The organism is Microbacterium sp. SSM24 (genome assembly GCF_025989145.1).
Lineage (GTDB): Bacteria > Actinomycetota > Actinomycetes > Actinomycetales > Microbacteriaceae > Microbacterium.
Genome location: NZ_JAPDNQ010000002.1, coordinates 56528 through 74548 on the forward strand (window position 1 = coordinate 56528; position 18021 = coordinate 74548).

Genomic DNA, 18021 nt, shown 5'->3' on the forward strand with positions numbered 1-18021 from the left:
TCGTGCCGGGACCATGGTAGCGATGGCACCTGGGAACGTGCCTGGGGCGGCGCCGACGTTGTCGATTCGTGACAAACCGCTCGCATCGTCGCTCCGCAGAGGAGGGTGCGGAATCGGCGCCCGGATGTCGAGACTCGGCGTCTCCTGAGTGCCACGCTTCGGCGGGCGCTTGATACCTTGGATCAGTGACAGCCTCCCTCCCGGTGCCGAACGACATCGATCCGGAAGAGCCGGACCGTCACGAGGGTGCGTCCGTCGTGGCGTTGCCGTCGAGCCCTGATGCCCCGGTTGCCGCCAAGACTCCCGCGCGCAAGCCCGCCGCCCGCAAGCCCCCGGCCCGCAAGGCGCCGGCGCGCAAGAAGCCGGAGCCGAAAACCGCGCCCACGGCCGCGACGGCACCCGAGAAGACGGCCGATCCGGAGCCCCCCGCACCGGAGTCCGGCGACCCGACGGAGGCCGAGACCGCAGCGCGGTCCGATCTCGAGACCGCGGAGCGCGCCGCCGCCGACCTGGTCATCCCGCCGAAGCCTCCGCTTCCCGACGACGCCCTGCCGGCGCTTCCCGAGGAGGCTCCGCCCGCGCCCCCGCTTCCCGACGGGGTCGCTCCCACCCCGCCAGTCGAGGACGCGCCCGCGCCGGCCGAGGAGTCCGCGCCCGAGGACACCGCGGACGCTCAGACCGCGCCCGCGAGCCCCGACATCGACACCGCCGTCGCCGTCGCAGAGACGGAGGCCGCCCTCGAGCCCGAACAGGAGCACCCGATCGAGGTGCCCGCGGTCCTGGCCGCGCCGGCCGGCTCGGGCAACGTGCTCGTGCTTCGCGGGGTGTCCAAGCGCTTCGGTGACACCCATGCCGTGGACGGCATCGACCTCACCGTCCCCGCAGGCACCTTCTACGGCCTGGTCGGACCCAATGGCGCCGGCAAGACGACGACGCTCTCGATGATCGCGGGTCTCCTCGAGCCCGACCGCGGGTCGATCAGCGTGGGCGGGGTGGATGCGGCATCCGATCCCGTCGGCGCGAAGCGCCTCATGGGAGTGCTGCCGGATCGGCTCCGCACGTTCGATCGACTGACCGGCCGCCAGCTGCTCTACTACTACGGCGTGCTGCGCGGCCTCGCGCCCGCCGTCGTCGAGAGCCGCACGGCCGACCTCGCGCGGGCGTTCGACCTCACGGACGCCCTCGGGCGCGTCGTCTCCGACTACTCCGCCGGCATGGCCAAGAAGGTCATGCTCGCCGGTGCGCTCATCCACTCTCCGCGCGTGCTGGTGCTCGACGAGCCCTTCGAGGCGGTCGATCCAGTCTCGAGCGCGATCATCCTCGACATCCTCTCCACCTATGTCGCCCACGGCGGCACGGTGATCCTGTCCAGCCACGGCATGGAGCTGGTCGAGCGCGTGTGCACGCGGGTCGCGGTCATCGTCGCGGGCCAGGTGCTCGCCGAGGGGACCGTCGATGAGGTGCGCGGCGAGCTGAGCCTCGAGCAGCGGTTCATCGAGCTGGCGGGCGGACTCAGCGACGTGGAGGGTCTCGAGTGGCTGCACACGTTCTCCGACTGAGGATCGCGCTGCTGTTCGGCGCCCTCCGCGGTGACCGTGGACAGGTCGTGCGCACCACCCTCGCGCTCGTCGGCGTCGCGGCGGCGACCGTCGCGGCGTGCTGGGCGCTGCTGACGCTGGCGGATGCCGACACCGGCGTCGTGCTCGCCGTGACCGTGCTCGGCGGCTCGGCGGTCACGCTGGGGTTCGCCCTCGCGCCCCTGATCGGCGCGGCGAACGACCCCCTCGATCCTCGGCGGTTCGCGCTGCTCGCCTTGCCGCGGTTGCCGCTGACCGCCGTTCTGGCGGTCGCCGGGCTGATCAGCGTGCCGATCTTCGCGCTCCTGGCCATCGCGATCACCGACGCGATCGTGTGGGGCGAGCACGGGGTCGGCTGGCCCGCAGGGGCGGCCGGAGTCCTTCTCGGCGTCCTCACGTGCGCGCTGCTGGCGCGCGTGTGCATGGCCGTCGCGTCGCTGTTCCTGCGCGAGCGGCGGTCCCGCGAGCTGTCCGGCCTCTTCCTGCTCGGCATCCTCGTGGTCGTCGTCCCTGTCGGGGTGTTCCTCGCGTCGCTCGAATGGAAGGGGACGGTGCCGACGCAGCTCGCCGAGGCGGTGTCCGCTCTCTCGCTCACGCCCGTCGGCGCGGCGTGGGCGTTCCCCGGACTCTTCGCACTCGGGGACGACCGCGCGTGGATCTCGCTGCTCGTCGCGATCGGCACGCTTGCCGTGCTCGGCCTGCTGTGGACCTGGGTGGTCAAGCGTCTGCTCACGACGACCGAGCGTCCGGCCTCGGTCCGCGAGCGCGCCGGGCTCGGCTGGTTCGCCGTCGCCCCCGGCACCCCCGGGGGCGCAGTGGCAGCCCGCAGCCTCGTCTACTGGTTCCGCGATCGCCGCTACGTCGTGAACGTGCTCGTGATCCCGATCGCGGCCGTCGTCACTGTCGTGCCCCTCATCATCGCCGGAGTGCCGCTCGAACTCGCCGCACTCGTCCCCGTGCCGTTCGCCGCGCTGCTGCTGGGCTGGCTGCCGCACAACGATCTCGCCTACGACTCCACCGCCGTCTGGATGCACATCGCCAGCGGGATGCGCGGCGTGTCCGACCGCGTCGGCCGCCTCGTGCCGGTGCTGCTCATCGGCATCCCGCTGCTCGCCGTCGCGGTGCCCGTCGCGATCTCGTTCCACGGCCGTGGGCTCTCCTGCCGGCGATGGTCGGTGTGTGCGCGTCGCTGTTCTTCGCCGGCCTGGGGCTGTCGAGCGTGTCGTCCGTCGTCGCGCCCTACGCGGTCTCCCGCCCGGGAGAGAGTCCGTTCCAGCAGCCGCAGCGCACCGGTGCGGGAGGTGCGATCTCGCAGGGTCTGGTGATGCTCGGGGCGGTCGTGGTGAGCGCGCCCGCGCTGTGGTGCGCGTGGATCGCGCTGACGACCGACATCGACGCCGCCATGCCGGCGCTGTGGGCCGGCCTCGCTGCGGGGATCGGTGTGCTCCTGGTGGGCGTCACGGCGGGGTCGATGATCTTCACCCGTCGCGGAGGACGGCTGATGGAGTTCGCCGAGTCGACCTGACGCCGGTGCCGGCATCCGATCCGCGGGCTAAACTGACTCACCATGAGCACCCCTCTCGAAGGCCCGGACCAGGGCGGTCTGGCCACCCTCGACCGAGAGCTCGAAGAGCTCATCCGTGAAGAGAACATCGAACCGGGCGACCACGAGCGCTTCTCGCACTACGTCAAGAAGGACAAGATCCTCGAATCTGCCCTCACCGGCAAGCCGGTGCGTGCGCTGTGCGGCAAGAAGTGGACTCCGGGGCGCGACCCCGAGAAGTTCCCGGTGTGCCCCACGTGCAAGGAGATCTACGACTCCCTGCAGTGACCGCTACCGCGCGTCCCGGTAGACCGTCGGGATCGCCGGATCGGACTTGCTGAGCGCCAGACCGCGCACGGGGAGTTCCTCCCGAGCGTAGGCGTGGTGCTCCCGCGCGGCCTCGACGCCCGCATGTCCCTCGAAGGCGGCATCCGGAATGCCGTCGGTGACGAGCGTCACCTGGAGAGCGCGTGCGTCGGGATGCGCAGCCGCGGTGTCGACGTCCTCGAAGCCGTCGGACACCACGATCAGCTCGCTGGTCGCGGTCCCGCGGTCGAGGGTGCGGAACGCCGCTTTGCGGCCCCCCTTCGAGCCCTTGTCGGTGGAGGCCTTCGCCACCGCGACCCAGCCGCCGCCGGCGTCCTGGCGCGCGACGAGCTTGTAGACCATTCCGGCTGTCGGGGTCCCGGAACCAGTGACGAGAGAGGTTCCCACGCCGTAGGCGTCGACGGGGGATGCCGCGAGAGCCGCGATCGCGTACTCGTCGAGGTCGCTCGTCACGGTGATCCTGGTCGCCGTCGCACCGAGTTCGTCGAGCTGGGCGCGCACCTCCGCGGCGACCGACGGCAGGTCGCCGGAGTCGATGCGGACCCCGCCGAGGCCGGTACCGGCGACGCGCACGGCCGTCTCGACGCCCGCGCGCGTGTCGTATGTGTCGACGAGGAGGGTCGTGTCCACGCCCAGCGCTTCGATCTGCGACCGGAAGGCGTCCTCCTCGGTGTCGTGCAGCAGCGTCCAGGCGTGCGCCGCCGTGCCCATCGTCGGGATGCCCCAGCGGCGGCCGGCCTCCAGGTTCGAGGTCGCGCCGAATCCCGCGATGTACGCCGCACGCGCGGCGGCGACCGCGGAGCCTTCGCCCGCGCGCCGGGATCCCATCTCGGCGAGCGGTCGATCTCCCGCCGCGACGCTCATGCGGGCGGCGGCCGTCGCGATGGCCGAGTCGTGGTTGAGGACACTGAGCGCGAGGGTCTCGAGGACGACCGCCTCCGCGAAACTCCCCTCGACGGTGAGGATCGGCGAACCCGGGAAGTACAGTTCGCCTTCGCGGTAGCCCGTGATCGTGCCCGTGAACCGGTATTCCTCGAGGAAGTCGAGGGTCGCGGCATCCACCACCTTCTCGTCACGCAGCCAGCGCAGCTCGTCGTGCCCGAAGCGGAAGTCGCGGATCAGACCCAGCAGGCGGCCGGTGCCGGCGACGACGCCGAAGCGCCTTCCGCCGGAGAGACGGCGGCCGAACAGCTCGAACTCGCAGCGCCGGTCGGCGGTGCCGTCGCGCAGCGCGGCGTCGAGCATCGTGAGCTCGTAACGATCGGTGTGCAGTGCGGTGCTCCGGAGGTCGCTCATGCGGGTCAGCCTAGTGACGGGCGTGACGGGATGCGCCCTGGCGTAGGCTGGACGATCGTGACCCTTCGACAGGCTCAGGGCGGCGCCGACTTGCCGATCGGAATCTTCGACTCCGGTGTCGGCGGACTCACCGTGGCCCGCGCCGTCTCGGCCCAGCTGCCGCGCGAATCGATCCTCTACATCGGCGACACCGCCCGCTCGCCGTACGGCCCGAAGCCGATCGCCGACGTGCGGCGGTATTCGCTCGAGATCCTCGACACGCTCGTCGACCAGGGTGTGAAGATGCTCGTGATCGCGTGCAACACGGCTTCGGCGGCGATGCTGCGCGACGCGCGGGAGCGCTACGACGTGCCGGTCGTCGAGGTGATCGGCCCGGCCGTGCGCACCGCGATGTCGACGACCCGCAACGGACGCATCGGCGTCATCGGCACCGCGGGCACCATCTCGTCGGGCGCGTACCAGGACATGCTCGAGGTGAACGAGCGTCTCACCGTCTTCGCGCAGGAGTGCCCGCGATTCGTGGAGTTCGTCGAGGCCGGGGTGACCGATTCCCCCGAAGTGCTCGCGATCGCCGAGGAGTATCTCGCGCCGCTGCGGCACGCGGCCGTCGACACGCTCGTGCTGGGGTGCACGCACTACCCGTTCCTCGAAGGCGCCATCAGCTACGTCATGGGACCCGAGGTGTCGCTCGTCTCGAGCGACACCGAGACCGCGAAGGACGTCTACCGTCAGCTGGTCTCCCGTGACCTTCTGGCGGGCCCGGATGCCGCCTCCCGCCACGTCTACGAGGCCACCGGCGATTCCGCCGACGACTTCCTGCGACTCGCGCACCGCCTGATGGGGCGCGAGGTGACCGACGTCCGTCTCGTGCAGACCGGCGCGATAGACCTTCCCACCCGAACTGAGGAGCACCCTCGATGACCGAACTCGTCCGCGCAGACGGCCGATCCGCCGACCAGCTGCGTCCCGTCACCATCGAGCGGGGGTGGAGCAGCCAGGCCGAGGGCTCGGCGCTCATCTCGTTCGGCGGCACCAAGGTGCTGTGCACGGCATCGTTCACCAACGGCGTGCCGCGCTGGCTCACCGGCAAGGGCAAGGGCTGGGTCACCGCGGAGTACGCGATGCTGCCGCGTGCGACCAACAGCCGCAACGACCGCGAGAGCATCAAGGGCCGCGTCGGCGGACGCACGCACGAGATCTCGCGGCTCATCGGCCGCGCGCTGCGCGCGGTCGTGGACACCAAGGCCCTCGGCGAGAACACCATCGTGATCGACTGCGACGTGCTCCAGGCCGACGGCGGCACGCGCACCGCGGCGATCACCGGCGCCTACGTCGCCCTCGCGGACGCGATCGAGTGGGGCAGGGAGAAGAAGTTCATCGCCCAGCGGTCGCAGGTGCTGCTCGACTCCGTGGCCGCGATCTCGGTCGGTATCGTCGACGGCGAGCCGCTGCTCGATCTCGCCTACGTCGAGGACGTGCGCGCCGAGACCGACATGAATGTCGTCGTCACCGGACGCGGCCTGTTCGTCGAGGTGCAGGGAACCGCCGAGGGGGCTCCGTTCGACAAGCGGGAGCTCGATGCTCTGCTCGAGCTCGGTGTCGCCGGCTGCGCTTCGCTGCGCGCCGCGCAGCTCGCCGTGCTCGCCCCCGCGGAAGTGCCCGCTCCGTGACGGACGCGCTGCGCAAGATCGTCCTGGCGACTCACAATCCGCACAAGGTCGAGGAGTTCCAGGCGATCGTCGCTGAGACCCGGCCCGACCTTCAGGTGGTGGCGTACGACGGACCCGAGCCCGTCGAGGACGGCGTGACCTTCGCGGAGAACGCGCTCATCAAGGCGCGCGCTGCCGCCGCGCACACGGGGCTCCCTGCTCTCGCCGACGACTCCGGCATCTGCGTCGACGTGCTCGGCGGAGCGCCGGGGGTGTTCTCGGCCTATTGGGCGGGCCACGCGAAGGATGCCGCGGCCAACCTGACCCTCCTCCTCGATCAGCTGTCCGACGTCCGCGATCCGCATCGCACCGCCCAGTTCGTCTCCACGATCGCGCTGGTCGTCCCCGGCGACGCATCGCGGGAGAGCGTCGTGGAGGGTGTGTGGCCGGGGCGGCTCGCTGCCGCCGCGTCCGGCGGCGGCGGCTTCGGCTACGACCCGATCTTCGTCCCCGACGGTCAGGAGCCCGACGCGGAGCGCACCGTGGGGGAGTGGACGGCGCACGAGAAGAACGCGGCATCCCACCGTTCCCGGGCGTTCCGCTCGCTCGTGCCGCTGCTCGAGACGCTCTAGCCCTCGTCGCCTCTCGTCGCCGCGGCCACCCGGGCAACTGAGAATCAGACTCATTCCCGACTAGCGGGATAGAAGACCTCAGCCGGGAATCCGGGCCTAGCCTGGGCTCATGCACGACCACGCGCCCGCTGGCGGCATTCGCGGAGCGAGCAGCCGACGGCTGCTCGCGATCTCGCTCGCGATCACGAGTGTCGTGATGATCGTGCAGGTCGTCGGGGCGCTCCTGTCGGGGTCGCTCGCGCTCCTCGCGGACGCGGTGCACATGTTCACGGATGCCGCGGGCCTGGTCATCGCGCTCATCGCTGCCGCCGTCGCCGCCCGGCCGGCGAACGACCGCCGCACCTTCGGCTACCAGCGCGCCGAGGTGTTCGGGGCGCTGGTGAACGGTGTCATCCTCATCGCGCTCTCCGTGTGGATCGCGATCGAAGGCGTGCAGCGGCTGCTGAATCCCGGCGAGGTCGAGGTGGCGGGCGGGCTCATGCTCGTGGTCGCCGTGGTCGGGCTGGTGGCGAACGGCGCGGCGATGTGGCTGCTGAGCTCGGCGCAGCGCCGCAGCATGAATGTCCGGGGCGCCTACCTGGAGGTCCTGGGAGACCTGATCGGATCGGCGGCCGTGATCGTGGCGGCCATCGTGATCGTGACGACGGGCTGGGTGCAGGCCGACGCGGTCGCCTCGCTGCTGATCGCAGCCATGATCGTGCCACGCGCCGTCGGGCTGCTGCGCGAAGTGGTGTCGGTCCTGTCCGAGTCGGTCCCGGTCGGCACGCACGTTCACGACATCCGCGAGCACATCCTGCAGACTCCCGGCGTCGTCGACGTGCACGACATCCATGTCTGGCAGCTCACGCGCGGAGCGCCCGTCTTCACCGCCCATGTCGTGGTGGATGGAGCAGCGATGGCGGACGGGCGGGCGAGCAGCATCCTGAGCCAGCTCCAGTCGTGCCTCTCGCAGCATTTCGACGTCGAGCACTCGACCTTCCAGCTCGAGCCGGCGGGTCACGTCGAGCACGACGCACACGCCTAGCGCGGGTCAGTCCTCGCGCTGCACCTCGGCAGGGCTCTTGTCGGGGCGCAGTCCCCGCCAGCGCGGATGGCGGAGGATCCCGCCGGGTGTGAACTCGCCGTACTCGACCTCGCCGACGAGTTCGGGCCGCACCCACAGGGCGTCGCGCGCATCGAGCGCGGGAACGCCGACGAGGGGGTTCTCATCGATGCGCAAGGGGGTCAGCGTGCGCAGGAGCGACGCGAGAGTCTTGTCGCTGAAGCCGCTGCCGACGCGGCCGGCGTACTGCAGCCCATCGTTCGTCGGGATGCCGAGGAGCAGCGACCCGAACGTATCGCTGCGCCCGCCTTTGCCGGGACGGATGCCGGCGATCACGACTTCCTGCGTGCGTGTGTGCTTCACCTTCAGCCAGGACTCCGAGCGGGCGCCGCGCACGTAGCGCGATGCCGGATCCTTCACGACGACGCCCTCGAGCCGCAGCTTCTCGCTCGCGTCGAGTGCGGCATCGACGTCGTCGAAGACCGGCGGAACCGAGATCGGCGCGATCGCATCGCAGGCAACCGTCTCCAGGATGCTGCGCCGCTCGCTCAGCGGCAGACCGGCCACGTCGCGGCCGCCGTGGGAGATGATGTCGAACAGGTAGTACCGCACGGGGATGCGGCGTGCTTCGCGGGCGATCTCGCCCGGCTTCTCGAGGTTCATGCGGCTCTGGAGGAGCGGGAAGCTCGGACGCCCGTCCGGCTCGAGCGCGACCAGCTCGCCGTCCACGACCGCGGGTTCGGGGCCGAGGCCGGCGTCGATGCCGGTGAGCTCCGGGTAGCGATGCGTGATGTCGTTGCCGCTGCGCGCGTACAGGCGCAGGCGCGCGCCGTCCCACACGCCGACGGCCCGGATGCCGTCCCACTTGCCTTCGACCCAGGGTGTGCGCCACCGTGCCGCGGCCTGGCGTGCGAGTGCCGGGGTCGCCGTCGTCGAGAGCATGGGGCGGAGGTCGTGCACGTCGCCGGTCGCCGCCTGCGCAGTGCCGTCCGATCTCTCGTGTGAATACGCGCTCACACGACCCTGGCGTGGTGCGGCGCTGCTGTGTGAGCCCGAACTCACATGCGCTTTCGGCGAGGGATCGAGCTCGGACGCGTCACGAGCCGGCTCACGATCGGCCTGCGGACTCGGCTCGACGGGGTCTCCGTCGGGCTGCGGCCGGCCCGCGGCATCCGTCTTCATGCGATGGAGGAGCCACGACGACTTCTCGCCCTCGCCCTCGGTGCGGATCAGCGCGAGGCGCACGCGCCCGAGCGGACCGCCGGGCCGGCCTTCGAGGGTCGCGATGATCTCGTCGTCCCGCCACTTCTCGAGGTCGTAGCGGCCGTCGTCCCAGATCGTGACCGTGCCGCCGCCATACTCGGCGGCGGGGATCGTGCCCTCGAAGGAGGCGTACTCCATCGGATGGTCCTCGGTCATCACCGCGAGATTGTTGCGCGTGTAGCTGTGCGGGACGCCGCGAGGGACGGCCCAGCTCACGAGCACGCCGTCCCGTTCGAGGCGGAAGTCCCAGTGCAGCCGGCTGGCGTGATGCTCCTGGATGACGAACGTCGGACGTTCGCCGTGCGGCTGCGCCCCGAGCGGGTTCGCGGGTACGGGCTCGGGGGTCTTCGACGCGGTGCGCTTGGCGATGTACGCCGAGAGCGGGCCGGCTTCCGCGTCGCGTCCGCCGGCATGGAATCCGAGCGGCGCCATCGGGTCGCCGAGCTGCTCCGCTCGCTCCAGCACCTCGTCGAATCGCAGATGCCGCAGGTCCGGATCGTCGAGCTCGTCCCAGTCCCTGGGTGCGGCCACGGTCGGCTGCATCCGGCCGCGCAGCGAGTAGGGCGCGATCGTCGTCTTCGCGCCGTTGTTCTGGCTCCAGTCGATGAGCACTCTGCCGTGTCGCTCGGCCTTCTTCATGCTGCTGACGACGAGATCCGGGTGATCGGCTTCGATGGCGCGCGCCAGCTCCTTCGCGATCGCCGACGCCTGCTCGGTCGTCTGCCCGTCCGGAAGCGCCGTGTAGAGGTGGATGCCCTTGCTCCCGCTGGTCACGGGGAACGGTTCGAGCCCCATGTCGGTCAGCAGGGTCCGCGCCCATCCGGCGACGACGGCGCACTCGGCCAGGCCGGCGCCCGGTCCGGGATCGAGATCGAGCACCAGACGATCGGCGAATCCGCGCTCTCCCGCCGGCGTGAAGCGCCATTGCGGCACGTGCAGCTCGAGGCTGGCGACCTGCGCCAGGTAGACGAGGGTGGGGATGTCGCCCACCAGCGGATACTCCTTGGTGCCGGTCGAGTGCGGGATCGGCATCCGCTTCACCCACGACGGAGCGCCGCGCTCGAGATCCTTCGCGAAGAACACCATGCCGGGGTCGTCGTCGGTGCCGACGCCCTCGGGCCAGCGCTTGCGTGTCACGGGCCGGCCGATGACATGCGGGATCAGCAGCGGCGCGATGCGCGTGTAGTAGTCGATCACCTCGCCCTTCGTGGTCCCCGTCTCGGGGTACAGCACCTTGTCGAGGTTGGTGATGCGCAGACGCCGGCCGCCGACGCTCACCATGCTGGGGCCGCCGGACATGGGTTCAGGCTAGCCGTGACGGGCGTGGCCGGTGTGTACTGGTGTGATGAGAGCGATCTGGAAGGGTGCGCTGACCTTCGGACTGGTCAACGTGCCGGTCAAGGTGTATTCGGCGACCGAGGACCATGACGTGTCGCTGCACCAGGTGCACGCCGCGGACGGTGGGCGCATCCGGTATCAGCGCATCTGCGAGATCGACGGCGAGGTCGTGCCCTTCCAGGACATCGACAAGGCGTACGACGACGGTGACAAGACCGTCGTGCTGACGAAGGAGGACCTCGCGTCCCTGCCGTCGGAGAAGAGCCGCGAGATCGACGTCGTGGAGTTCGTGCCCAGCGAGCAGGTCGACCTGCTCACGCTCGACAAGGCCTACTACCTCGAACCGGACTCGGCCTCGCCGAAGGCCTACGTGCTGCTGCGCAAGACCCTCGAGCAGACCGATCGCACCGCGATCGTCCGGTTCTCGCTGCGCCAGAAGACGCGCCTCGCCGCCCTGCGCGTGCGCGGGGACGTGCTCGTGCTGCAGACGCTGCTGTGGGCCGACGAGGTGCGAGAAGCCGCGTTCCCGTCGCTGGATGAGACGGTGCGGATCTCGGCGAAGGAGCTCGAGCTGTCGGCATCCCTCGTCGAGAGCTTCGCGAGCGACTTCGACCCGACCGAGTTCGCCGACGAGTACCAGGAGGAGCTGCGCATCCTCATCGACGCGAAGCTCGAGAAGGGCGACGCCCTCGACACCTCCGAGACGTTCGGCGATCGCGAGGAGGAGGAGTCCGGCGGCGAGGTCATCGACCTCATGGCCGCGCTCCGGGCGAGTGTCGAGCGCTCGCGCGCCGCGCGCGAGGGCAAGGGGACGGATGCTGCGCCCGCCGACAAGCCGGCGGCGAAGAAATCCGCCGCGACGTCATCGGGCGCGAGCGCGGCAAAGAAGCCCGCTGCGAAGAAGCCGGCCGCGAAGAAGCCCGCGGCCAAGAAGACCGCGAAGGCCTCCTGACGCGGTCGGTCAGACGCGGGGCGCGTCGCCCTCGTGGTGACCGTGCTCCGGGCCGCGGTCGAACACGTCGGCATCGAGCACGAGGGCTTCGGCCTCCTGGTGGTCGGTGACGACGTCCTTGCCCGCTGCGGCGGCCTTCTTGGCCTTGCTGCGCTCGCGGAGGTAGTGCCACAGCGTGACGAGGGCGGTGCCGCCGACGGCGACCAGCAGGATCAGGTCGATATAGTTCTCGACGAAGTGGGCGACCGGCGGGATGAATCCGAGCAGGTAGCCGAACATCGTGAGTCCGAAGCCCCACAGCACGGCGCCGATGAAGTTGTAGAGCGTGTACTTCCACTTGTTCATGTGACCGACCCCGGCGGCGACGGGGGCGAACGTGCGCACGATCGGGACGAAGCGGGCGAGGATGATCGTCAGGCCGCCGAAGCGCTCGAAGAACGCGTTCGTGCGCTCGACGTTCTTGACGCTGAAGACGCCGGATTCCTTCTTCTCGAAGACGGACGGGCCGCCCTTGTGGCCGATGTAGTACCCGACCTCGCCGCCGATGAAGGCCGAGAGCCCGATCAGCAGCGAGACCAGCCAGATGTTGACGCCGAAGATGTTGCTGGTGTGCGTCAGCAGCCCAGAGATGACGAGCAGGGTGTCGCCGGGGAGCAGGAAGCCGACCAGCAGCCCGGTCTCGGCGAACACGATGAAGCACACCACCAGGAGTGCCCAGGGACCGGCCCATTCGATGATCGCGGCAGGGTCGAGCCAGGGGATGAGGGCGATGGAGTGCAAGGGGTCGTTCCCGTCGGTCGGAGCGGTCGGCGAGGAGTCAGCGCGATGGATGCCTCGTGCGGAAGGTGGGACTTGAACCCACACGCCCGGAGGCACAGGAACCTAAATCCTGCGTGTCTGCCAGTTTCACCACTCCCGCGGGTGGGTTCAGTCTACTGACGGGTCTGGGCGGTCGCTGTGGGGCTGACCCGGTCAGCGGCGGATGCCGAAGAGGAAGTAGCTGGCCGGTCCGACCCAGTTGACGAGGATCGCCGGGATCCACACCGGCTTCGGTCCGCGCACCTCGTCGGGGTCGCGGTGGGCGAGATCCCAGAACGCGAGGAAGGCGAACGCGACCTGCACGAGGCCGATCAGTCCGAACACCGCCTTGCCCGCCGCGGGAAGTTCCTTCTTGTCGCCTGCCATCATGCCTCCGCGCTCGTTGGTGTCAGCTGCTCCTCCCCATCCTGCCTCGCACGGGAGCCTTCCGCACCTGTGGATAACTTCGGGATGACGCTTGCCCGACTTGCGAGGATGCTTGCGTGTCCGGTTCCACCGCCCCCGTCGCTCTCGTCGCAGAGCGCGTGCGGGAGCGCCTGCGGGCCGAACGTGCCGATCCGGCCCGCGATCCGGAGTTCGCCGCCCATATCGCCCGGACCGAGGTTCGTCGTCACAACGACTTCGCGCTCGCCCGCGGTCTCACGCCGGTCGACGACGAGGCGGCGTGCGTGCGCGAGGTGCTGGCGTCTGTCGCGGGCTACGGTCCGCTCCAGCCGTATCTCGACGATCCCACGGTCGAGGAGCTGTGGATCAACGCGCCCGATCGCATCTTCGTGGCGCGCGGCGGGGTACCCGAGCGCACGCCGCTCACCCTGTCGGACTCGGCCGTGCGCGACCTCGTCGAGCGGATGCTGCAGTCCACGGGGCGGCGCGTCGATCTGAGTCAGCCCTTCGTCGACGCATCGCTGCCGGACGGCTCGCGACTGCACGTCGTGATCCCCGACATCACACGGCGGCACTGGGCGGTCAACGTCCGGAAGTTCCTGCCGGCGTTCCGCGACCTCGAACGGCTCGTCGCGGTGGGTTCGCTCACGCGCGGTGCCGCCGAGCTCCTCCGCGAGGCGATGGCGCACGGCGCGTCGGTACTCGTGTCCGGTGCGACCCACGCCGGGAAGACCACGCTGCTCGGCGCGCTCATCGCGGCCTGCCCGCCCGACCACCGCATCGTCACGGTCGAGGAGACGTTCGAGCTCGCCGTCGAGTCGACGGATATCGTCTCTCTGCAAGGCCGCCAGCCCAGCCTCGAGGGCACCGGCGAGGTGACGCTGCGACGGCTCGTGAAAGAGGCTCTCCGCATGCGTCCCGACCGGCTCGTGGTGGGGGAGGTGCGCGATGCCGAGGCGCTCGATCTCGTCCTGGCGCTGAACACCGGGGTGCCCGGTGCCGGCACGATCCACGCGAACTCCGCGCGGGAGGCATTGGGCAAGCTCGCGGCGCTTCCGCTCCTCGCCGGGCGCAACATCGATGCGGCGTTCGTGCTGCCGGCGGTCGCGGCATCCGTCGACCTCGTCGTGCACTGCGAACGCGATGCCTCCGGGGCGCGCCGCGTCGCCGAGATCGTCGCCCCCACCGGCGTCGAGAACGGCGTGATCACCGCACGCACCCTGTCTGGGGGCACGGCGTGACGTTCGTGTGGGGAGCGGTGCTCGCCGCGGGGATCCTGCTCGCCATCTCGCCGTGGGTGTGGCCGCCGCGACCGTCCGCACGCCGCGCGGAGGAGCCCGGCCGCCTCGCACGCCTCCTCGAGGCTGCCGGGCTGGCCAGGCTCTCACCGGGCTCCGTCGTGATCGTCGCCCTCTGCTGCGCGCTGGTCGCCGCCGCGACTGCGTGGCTCGTGGCGCAGGTCGCCGCGCTGAGCCTCGTTGCGGCGGTAGCGGGCGCGTCGGTGCCGTTCGTGTGGCTGCGCGCGCGGCGCTCACGCCTCCTCCGTACGCGTCGCGCACTGTGGCCCGACGTGTGCGACCTGTTGATCGCTTCGGTGCGGGCGGGGATGTCGCTCCCCGACGCCGTGGCGAGTCTCTCCGAGTCCGCGCCCGCCGATCTGCGCCCGGCCTTCTCCGCGTTCGCACGCGACTTCGCGGCATCCGGTCACTTCGATTCGAGCTCGAAGCGGTTGAAGATCGCTCTCTCCGATCCGGTGGCGGATCGGATCGTCGAGACACTGCGCATGGCGCGGCAGGTCGGGGGCACAGAGCTCACGCCGGTGCTGCGGGCGCTCGCGGCGTCGGTGCGGGCGGATGCCGCGCTGCGCGCCGAAGTGGAGTCCCGGCAGTCGTGGATCCGCGGTGCCGCTGTGCTGGGGGTCGCGGCACCGTGGGTGATCCTCGCTCTGCTCGCCATGCGGCCCGAAGGCGCCAGCGCGTACGGCAGCCCGGAGGGCATCGTGCTGATCCTCGCGGGCGCGATCGTCTCGTTCGTCGCCTTCCGCATCATGCTGCGACTGGGTCGGCTGCCGGAGCCTCGGCGGTGGTTCGGGTGATCCCGGTCCGTCTCGACGACGTCGCGTCCGCGGTCGTGCTCGGCTGCGCCCTCGGCGGCGGTGTGTGCCTCGCGTTGTCGACGGCGCCGCGCTGGGGTGCGCCGTCGCTCGCTCGGCGCATCGCGCCGTACATCCGTGACGTCACCGATCCGCGGGGGACCGGCCTCATGCCGACGGTCGCGCCGCACGACGTCTCGCTGGTGTGGCACGCCGCGCAGCGCCGCTTCGCCGGCCTGCTGGGCGGCGACGAATCCCTCCGGCGGCGATTGCGTCAAGCGGGGTCGCGGAGGGACGCGGCGGCCTTCCGAGGGCGCCAGCTCGCGGGAGGAATCGCCGGTCTCGCCGTCGGCGGGCTCGTCGTCGTCGCCGCCGTGCTGCTCGGCCGCGGCTCGACCGCCCTCGCGCTTCTTCCGCCGCTGTTCGCGGTGGTCGCCACGCTGATGCAGGACGCCTGGCTGACGCACCGGGCGCGGGCGCGGGTCGCGCGCATCCAGGACGAGCTGCCCACGGTGCTCGAATTCCTCGCACTGTGCCTTTCGGCGGGTGAGGGCATCCTCGATTCCCTGCGGCGGGTGAGCGATATCGGGGCGGGCGAGCTCACGGCCGAGCTGGGTGAAGTGGTCGTCGCCGTCGGCACCGGGTCCCCGTTGCCCGAGGCGCTGGCGAAGCTCTCCGACCGGCTGCACATCCCCGCGCTCTCCCGTACCGTCGACCAGCTCGTGGCTGCGATCGATCGGGGGGCTCCACTCGCCCATGTGCTGCACGCGCAGGCGCTGGACGCGCGGGAGGAAGCCAAGCGCACGCTCATCGAGCGCGCCGGCCGCAAGGAGATCTACATGCTCGTGCCGCTCGTGTTCCTCATCCTCCCGCTGAGCGTGCTCTTCGCCGTGTTCCCGGGAATCTTCATGCTCAGACTCGGCCTCGGCTGAGCGCATCCCTGAAGGAGAGAAAATGATCCGTCGACACCTCGATCGCACCGTGGCCCGACTGCGCCACGTCGGCCGCGCCCTTCACGACGACGAGCGCGGAGACGTCCCCGGCTGGGTTCTCATCACGCTCATGACGGCCGGCCTGGTGGTGGTCATCTGGGCGCTCGCCGGGCCTGCGCTCACGACGCTGTTCGAGCAGGCCATCGCGCGGGTGTCCGGCTTCTAGGCCGTGCTCGGCATGCGGTCGTTCCTGAGGCAGGCCCTCGCTGACGACGAAGGCTCGAGTCCGGTCGAGTTCGTTCTCGTCGGAGCCCTCCTCACCGTCCTCACTCTGGGCGTACTGCAACTCGGCCTCGCGGTCTATGTCAGAAACGTGGTCCACGATGCGGCGGTCGAGGGCGCGTACCACGCGGCTCTCGCCGACACGTCGCTCGCGGACGGCGCCGAACGCACGAAGGAGATCGTGGCGCGAACCGTCGGCGCCGGCTATGCCGTGGAGGTCGAGGTGCGCGAGTCCGACCGCCTGGGGCATCCGGTCGTCGAGGTCAGCGTGCAGACCGTGCTTCCGCTCGTCGGGCTCCTGGGCGCGCCCCGGACGCTGGAGGTGACGGCCCATGCACCCGTGGAATCGTTCGACTGAGATCTCGACCGGGGATCCCGAAGCCGTGTGCGCAGGAGAGCGCGGCTCGGCGGCACTCGAGTTCATCGTGGTCGGCCTGCTGATGCTCGTGCCGATCCTGTACCTGATCGCCGCGCTCGCCTCGATCCAGGGCCAGTCGCTCGGCGCCGAGGCGGGCGCGCGGCACATCGCGCGGGCGATCGTCACGGCAGACGACGTCGACCACGCCGAGGAGCGGGCCGAGGCCGTGCTCGCCTCGATCGCGGAGGAGTACGGCCTCGACCGCGACGAGGTCGCCGTCTCGCTGACCTGCCGTCCGGCGAGCGCCGGGTGCCCGGCCGCAGGGGCGACGCTCACCGTGACGCTGCGCACGGCCGTCACGCTGCCGCTCGTCCCACCGGTCCTCGGCCTCGACCGCGCCGCGCGCATCCCGATCGAAGCGACGGCCGTGCAGAAGGTGTCCCGCGTGTGGGGACTCGGATGATCCGTCGAGCGCGGCGCGCCGTCGACGATGAGGGCAGCGTCCTCATCCTGACGCTCGGCTACGCCGTGCTCGCGCTCGCCGCCGTGTTCGTGTGCGTGGATGCGACCAGCCTGTACCTTGCGCAGAAACGTCTGGATTCCGTGGCGGATGCTGCGGCGCTCGCCGCCGCGGACGGCTTCGAGTTCGATGTCGACGCCGGTGAGGCGGTGATCGTGCTCACCGACGCGGGGGTGCGGGCGCAGGCCGAGGCGATCGTGGCCGACGTCGGGGGAGACGCCGCGCTCGTGTCCGCGGCGACGCCGGACGGCGTATCCGCGCGCGTGACGGTGGCGGGGTCGTGGCATCCGCCCGTCTTCGCATTCTTCGTGCCCGACGGCGTCGCACTCGAGGCCACGGCCACGAGCCGCACCGCCCTGAGATAGGCGGATCAGGTTCCTCCACCCGCCGGGGAGCGCCCGGATCCGTCGCGGGTTATCTACGAGCCGGGAGTCATTCATGAAGGTATCGGCGAGTTCCCATGACCAATTCTTCTAGCGACCCGCAGAACGGTTCGCCTCAACAGCTGAGAGATCTCGCTCGAACGGGCGATGAGCACGATCGCTGGTTGCTCGCGGGGCGCGACGACGTCGACAGCGACCTGTTCATCCTCCTAGCCGAAATCGGGGAGGAGGATGTGCTCGTCATGCTCGCACGCAACACTGCGACCCCGGGGCCGGTGCTCGAGCTGCTTTCCGAGCGTGGTGGAGTGCTGGCAGACGAAGCGCGACTCAACACCAACGCCCCCGCGGACCTCAAGGACGACTCGCCGATTGGCTCTCACAGCGCACACTCCATCGGGCTCTATCTCGACGAACGACAGGCAACGCCATCGCAGCGTCGGGCACTGAACAGGGAGTATGAGCGATCGGCCCACCCTGGTGGGAGACGACTGGGAGAGGTGTGGGAACAGGTGCGATCGCGAGTCTGAAGCTCGTTCCGGCCCGGTGCGTGGCGCGCCGGCGATGCCGGAATGAATCACGCCCCCAAACGGGAAGGGTCCCGCCGCTGAAGAGCGGCGGGACCCTCCCCGGGT

Annotated in this window: 21 protein-coding genes and 1 tRNA gene; 17 read left to right on the plus strand and 5 right to left on the minus strand. The window is 70.6% G+C overall.

The window, feature by feature from the left end; translation table 11 throughout:
• Positions 1-185 precede the first annotated feature (185 nt).
• The 4 genes from OL358_RS12215 to OL358_RS12230 are packed head-to-tail and all read left to right on the plus strand — an operon-like array spanning position 186 to position 3408.
• Entirely contained in the window at positions 186-1559 is a 1374-nt protein-coding gene (locus OL358_RS12215) for an ATP-binding cassette domain-containing protein (protein ID WP_264710342.1), read from the plus strand.
• Positions 1535-2902: a hypothetical protein gene (locus OL358_RS12220; RefSeq protein WP_264710343.1), complete on the plus strand. Its 1368-nt coding sequence runs from the start codon at positions 1535-1537 to the stop codon at positions 2900-2902. The genes OL358_RS12215 and OL358_RS12220 overlap by 25 nt, the downstream gene beginning before the upstream one ends.
• Positions 2902-3102, plus strand: a complete 201-nt coding sequence (locus OL358_RS12225) for a hypothetical protein (RefSeq protein WP_264710344.1) — start codon at positions 2902-2904, stop codon at positions 3100-3102. Before OL358_RS12220 ends, OL358_RS12225 begins: the two co-directional genes overlap by 1 nt.
• A 42-nt stretch (positions 3103-3144) precedes the next feature.
• Positions 3145-3408, plus strand: a complete 264-nt coding sequence (locus OL358_RS12230) for a DUF3039 domain-containing protein (protein WP_264710345.1) — start codon at positions 3145-3147, stop codon at positions 3406-3408.
• Between the two features lie 3 nt (positions 3409-3411).
• Here the strand turns inward: OL358_RS12230 and OL358_RS12235 are convergent, their stop codons facing one another.
• The gene (locus OL358_RS12235) at positions 3412-4743 is read right to left on the minus strand and encodes a nicotinate phosphoribosyltransferase (RefSeq protein WP_264710346.1); all 1332 of its coding nucleotides are present in this window, start codon (positions 4741-4743) and stop codon (positions 3412-3414) included.
• 30 nt (positions 4744-4773) lie between these two features.
• Here OL358_RS12235 and murI point away from each other — a divergent pair, with 30 nt between their 5' ends.
• From murI to OL358_RS12255, 4 genes are all read left to right on the plus strand, one after another.
• Positions 4774-5664: a glutamate racemase gene (gene murI / locus OL358_RS12240; protein ID WP_413631534.1), complete on the plus strand. Its 891-nt coding sequence runs from the start codon at positions 4774-4776 to the stop codon at positions 5662-5664.
• Positions 5661-6413, plus strand: coding sequence for a ribonuclease PH (gene rph, locus OL358_RS12245; RefSeq protein ID WP_264710348.1), 753 nt, complete (start codon positions 5661-5663; stop codon positions 6411-6413). The genes murI and rph overlap by 4 nt, the downstream gene beginning before the upstream one ends.
• Positions 6414-6421: 8 nt before the next feature.
• The gene (gene rdgB, locus OL358_RS12250) at positions 6422-7024 is read left to right on the plus strand and encodes an RdgB/HAM1 family non-canonical purine NTP pyrophosphatase (RefSeq protein WP_264711012.1); all 603 of its coding nucleotides are present in this window, start codon (positions 6422-6424) and stop codon (positions 7022-7024) included.
• Positions 7025-7133: 109 nt separating this feature from the next.
• A complete protein-coding gene (locus OL358_RS12255; protein ID WP_264710350.1) occupies positions 7134-8048 on the plus strand; it encodes a cation diffusion facilitator family transporter in 915 nt (304 codons plus the stop codon).
• 6 nt (positions 8049-8054) lie between these two features.
• Here the strand turns inward: OL358_RS12255 and OL358_RS12260 are convergent, their stop codons facing one another.
• A complete protein-coding gene (locus OL358_RS12260) occupies positions 8055-10628 on the minus strand; it encodes an ATP-dependent DNA ligase (protein WP_264710351.1) in 2574 nt (857 codons plus the stop codon).
• 46 nt (positions 10629-10674) lie between these two features.
• On the opposite strand from OL358_RS12260, the gene OL358_RS12265 reads away from it, so the two are divergent.
• Positions 10675-11619 carry a Ku protein gene (locus OL358_RS12265; protein WP_264710352.1) on the plus strand — a complete coding sequence of 315 codons (945 nt, stop codon included), beginning with the start codon at positions 10675-10677 and terminating at the stop codon, positions 11617-11619.
• Positions 11620-11628: 9 nt separating this feature from the next.
• Here the strand turns inward: OL358_RS12265 and OL358_RS12270 are convergent, their stop codons facing one another.
• From OL358_RS12270 to OL358_RS12280, 3 genes are all read right to left on the minus strand, one after another.
• Entirely contained in the window at positions 11629-12399 is a 771-nt protein-coding gene (locus OL358_RS12270; protein ID WP_264710353.1) for a DedA family protein, read from the minus strand.
• A 57-nt stretch (positions 12400-12456) separates the two neighbouring features.
• Positions 12457-12538 (minus strand) — tRNA-Leu (locus tag OL358_RS12275).
• A 53-nt stretch (positions 12539-12591) separates the two neighbouring features.
• Positions 12592-12807: a PLDc N-terminal domain-containing protein gene (locus OL358_RS12280; protein WP_264710354.1), complete on the minus strand. Its 216-nt coding sequence runs from the start codon at positions 12805-12807 to the stop codon at positions 12592-12594.
• A 113-nt stretch (positions 12808-12920) separates the two neighbouring features.
• Here OL358_RS12280 and OL358_RS12285 point away from each other — a divergent pair, with 113 nt between their 5' ends.
• The 8 genes from OL358_RS12285 (at position 12921) to OL358_RS12320 (ending at position 17916) form a co-directional block, all read left to right on the plus strand.
• Complete coding sequence (locus tag OL358_RS12285) at positions 12921-14063, plus strand: CpaF family protein (protein WP_264710355.1); 1143 nt, start codon at positions 12921-12923, stop codon at positions 14061-14063.
• Positions 14060-14917, plus strand: a complete 858-nt coding sequence (locus OL358_RS12290; protein WP_264710356.1) for a type II secretion system F family protein — start codon at positions 14060-14062, stop codon at positions 14915-14917. Before OL358_RS12285 ends, OL358_RS12290 begins: the two co-directional genes overlap by 4 nt.
• Entirely contained in the window at positions 14905-15846 is a 942-nt protein-coding gene (locus OL358_RS12295) for a type II secretion system F family protein (protein WP_264710357.1), read from the plus strand. Before OL358_RS12290 ends, OL358_RS12295 begins: the two co-directional genes overlap by 13 nt.
• Before the next feature lie 22 nt (positions 15847-15868).
• Complete coding sequence (locus OL358_RS12300) at positions 15869-16072, plus strand: hypothetical protein (RefSeq protein WP_264710358.1); 204 nt, start codon at positions 15869-15871, stop codon at positions 16070-16072.
• A 12-nt stretch (positions 16073-16084) separates the two neighbouring features.
• Positions 16085-16486 (plus strand): TadE/TadG family type IV pilus assembly protein, encoded by a 402-nt coding sequence (locus tag OL358_RS12305; RefSeq protein WP_264710359.1) that lies wholly within the window; start codon positions 16085-16087, stop codon positions 16484-16486.
• Positions 16461-16949 (plus strand): TadE family protein, encoded by a 489-nt coding sequence (locus OL358_RS12310; protein ID WP_264710360.1) that lies wholly within the window; start codon positions 16461-16463, stop codon positions 16947-16949. The genes OL358_RS12305 and OL358_RS12310 overlap by 26 nt, the downstream gene beginning before the upstream one ends.
• The gene (locus OL358_RS12315) at positions 16946-17371 is read left to right on the plus strand and encodes a pilus assembly protein TadG-related protein (protein WP_264710361.1); all 426 of its coding nucleotides are present in this window, start codon (positions 16946-16948) and stop codon (positions 17369-17371) included. Before OL358_RS12310 ends, OL358_RS12315 begins: the two co-directional genes overlap by 4 nt.
• 95 nt (positions 17372-17466) lie before the next feature.
• A complete protein-coding gene (locus OL358_RS12320) occupies positions 17467-17916 on the plus strand; it encodes a hypothetical protein (protein WP_264710362.1) in 450 nt (149 codons plus the stop codon).
• Positions 17917-18021: the final 105 nt, after the last annotated feature.

What these genes read in the sequence shown, in the direction of transcription:
- OL358_RS12225 (WP_264710344.1), top strand. Translation starts at nt 2,902, where the DNA reads ATGCTCGGGGCGGTCGTGGTGAGCGCGCCCGCGCTGTGGTGCGCGTGG.
- OL358_RS12230 (WP_264710345.1), top strand. Translation starts at nt 3,145, where the DNA reads ATGAGCACCCCTCTCGAAGGCCCGGACCAGGGCGGTCTGGCCACCCTC.
- OL358_RS12235 (WP_264710346.1), bottom strand. Translation starts at nt 4,743, where the DNA reads ATGAGCGACCTCCGGAGCACCGCACTGCACACCGATCGTTACGAGCTC.
- murI (WP_413631534.1), top strand. Translation starts at nt 4,774, where the DNA reads ATGCGCCCTGGCGTAGGCTGGACGATCGTGACCCTTCGACAGGCTCAG.
- rph (WP_264710348.1), top strand. Translation starts at nt 5,661, where the DNA reads ATGACCGAACTCGTCCGCGCAGACGGCCGATCCGCCGACCAGCTGCGT.
- OL358_RS12255 (WP_264710350.1), top strand. Translation starts at nt 7,134, where the DNA reads ATGCACGACCACGCGCCCGCTGGCGGCATTCGCGGAGCGAGCAGCCGA.
- OL358_RS12260 (WP_264710351.1), bottom strand. Translation starts at nt 10,628, where the DNA reads ATGTCCGGCGGCCCCAGCATGGTGAGCGTCGGCGGCCGGCGTCTGCGC.
- OL358_RS12265 (WP_264710352.1), top strand. Translation starts at nt 10,675, where the DNA reads ATGAGAGCGATCTGGAAGGGTGCGCTGACCTTCGGACTGGTCAACGTG.
- OL358_RS12280 (WP_264710354.1), bottom strand. Translation starts at nt 12,807, where the DNA reads ATGATGGCAGGCGACAAGAAGGAACTTCCCGCGGCGGGCAAGGCGGTG.
- OL358_RS12300 (WP_264710358.1), top strand. Translation starts at nt 15,869, where the DNA reads ATGATCCGTCGACACCTCGATCGCACCGTGGCCCGACTGCGCCACGTC.
- OL358_RS12305 (WP_264710359.1), top strand. Translation starts at nt 16,085, where the DNA reads ATGCGGTCGTTCCTGAGGCAGGCCCTCGCTGACGACGAAGGCTCGAGT.
- OL358_RS12310 (WP_264710360.1), top strand. Translation starts at nt 16,461, where the DNA reads ATGCACCCGTGGAATCGTTCGACTGAGATCTCGACCGGGGATCCCGAA.
- OL358_RS12315 (WP_264710361.1), top strand. Translation starts at nt 16,946, where the DNA reads ATGATCCGTCGAGCGCGGCGCGCCGTCGACGATGAGGGCAGCGTCCTC.
- OL358_RS12320 (WP_264710362.1), top strand. Translation starts at nt 17,467, where the DNA reads ATGACCAATTCTTCTAGCGACCCGCAGAACGGTTCGCCTCAACAGCTG.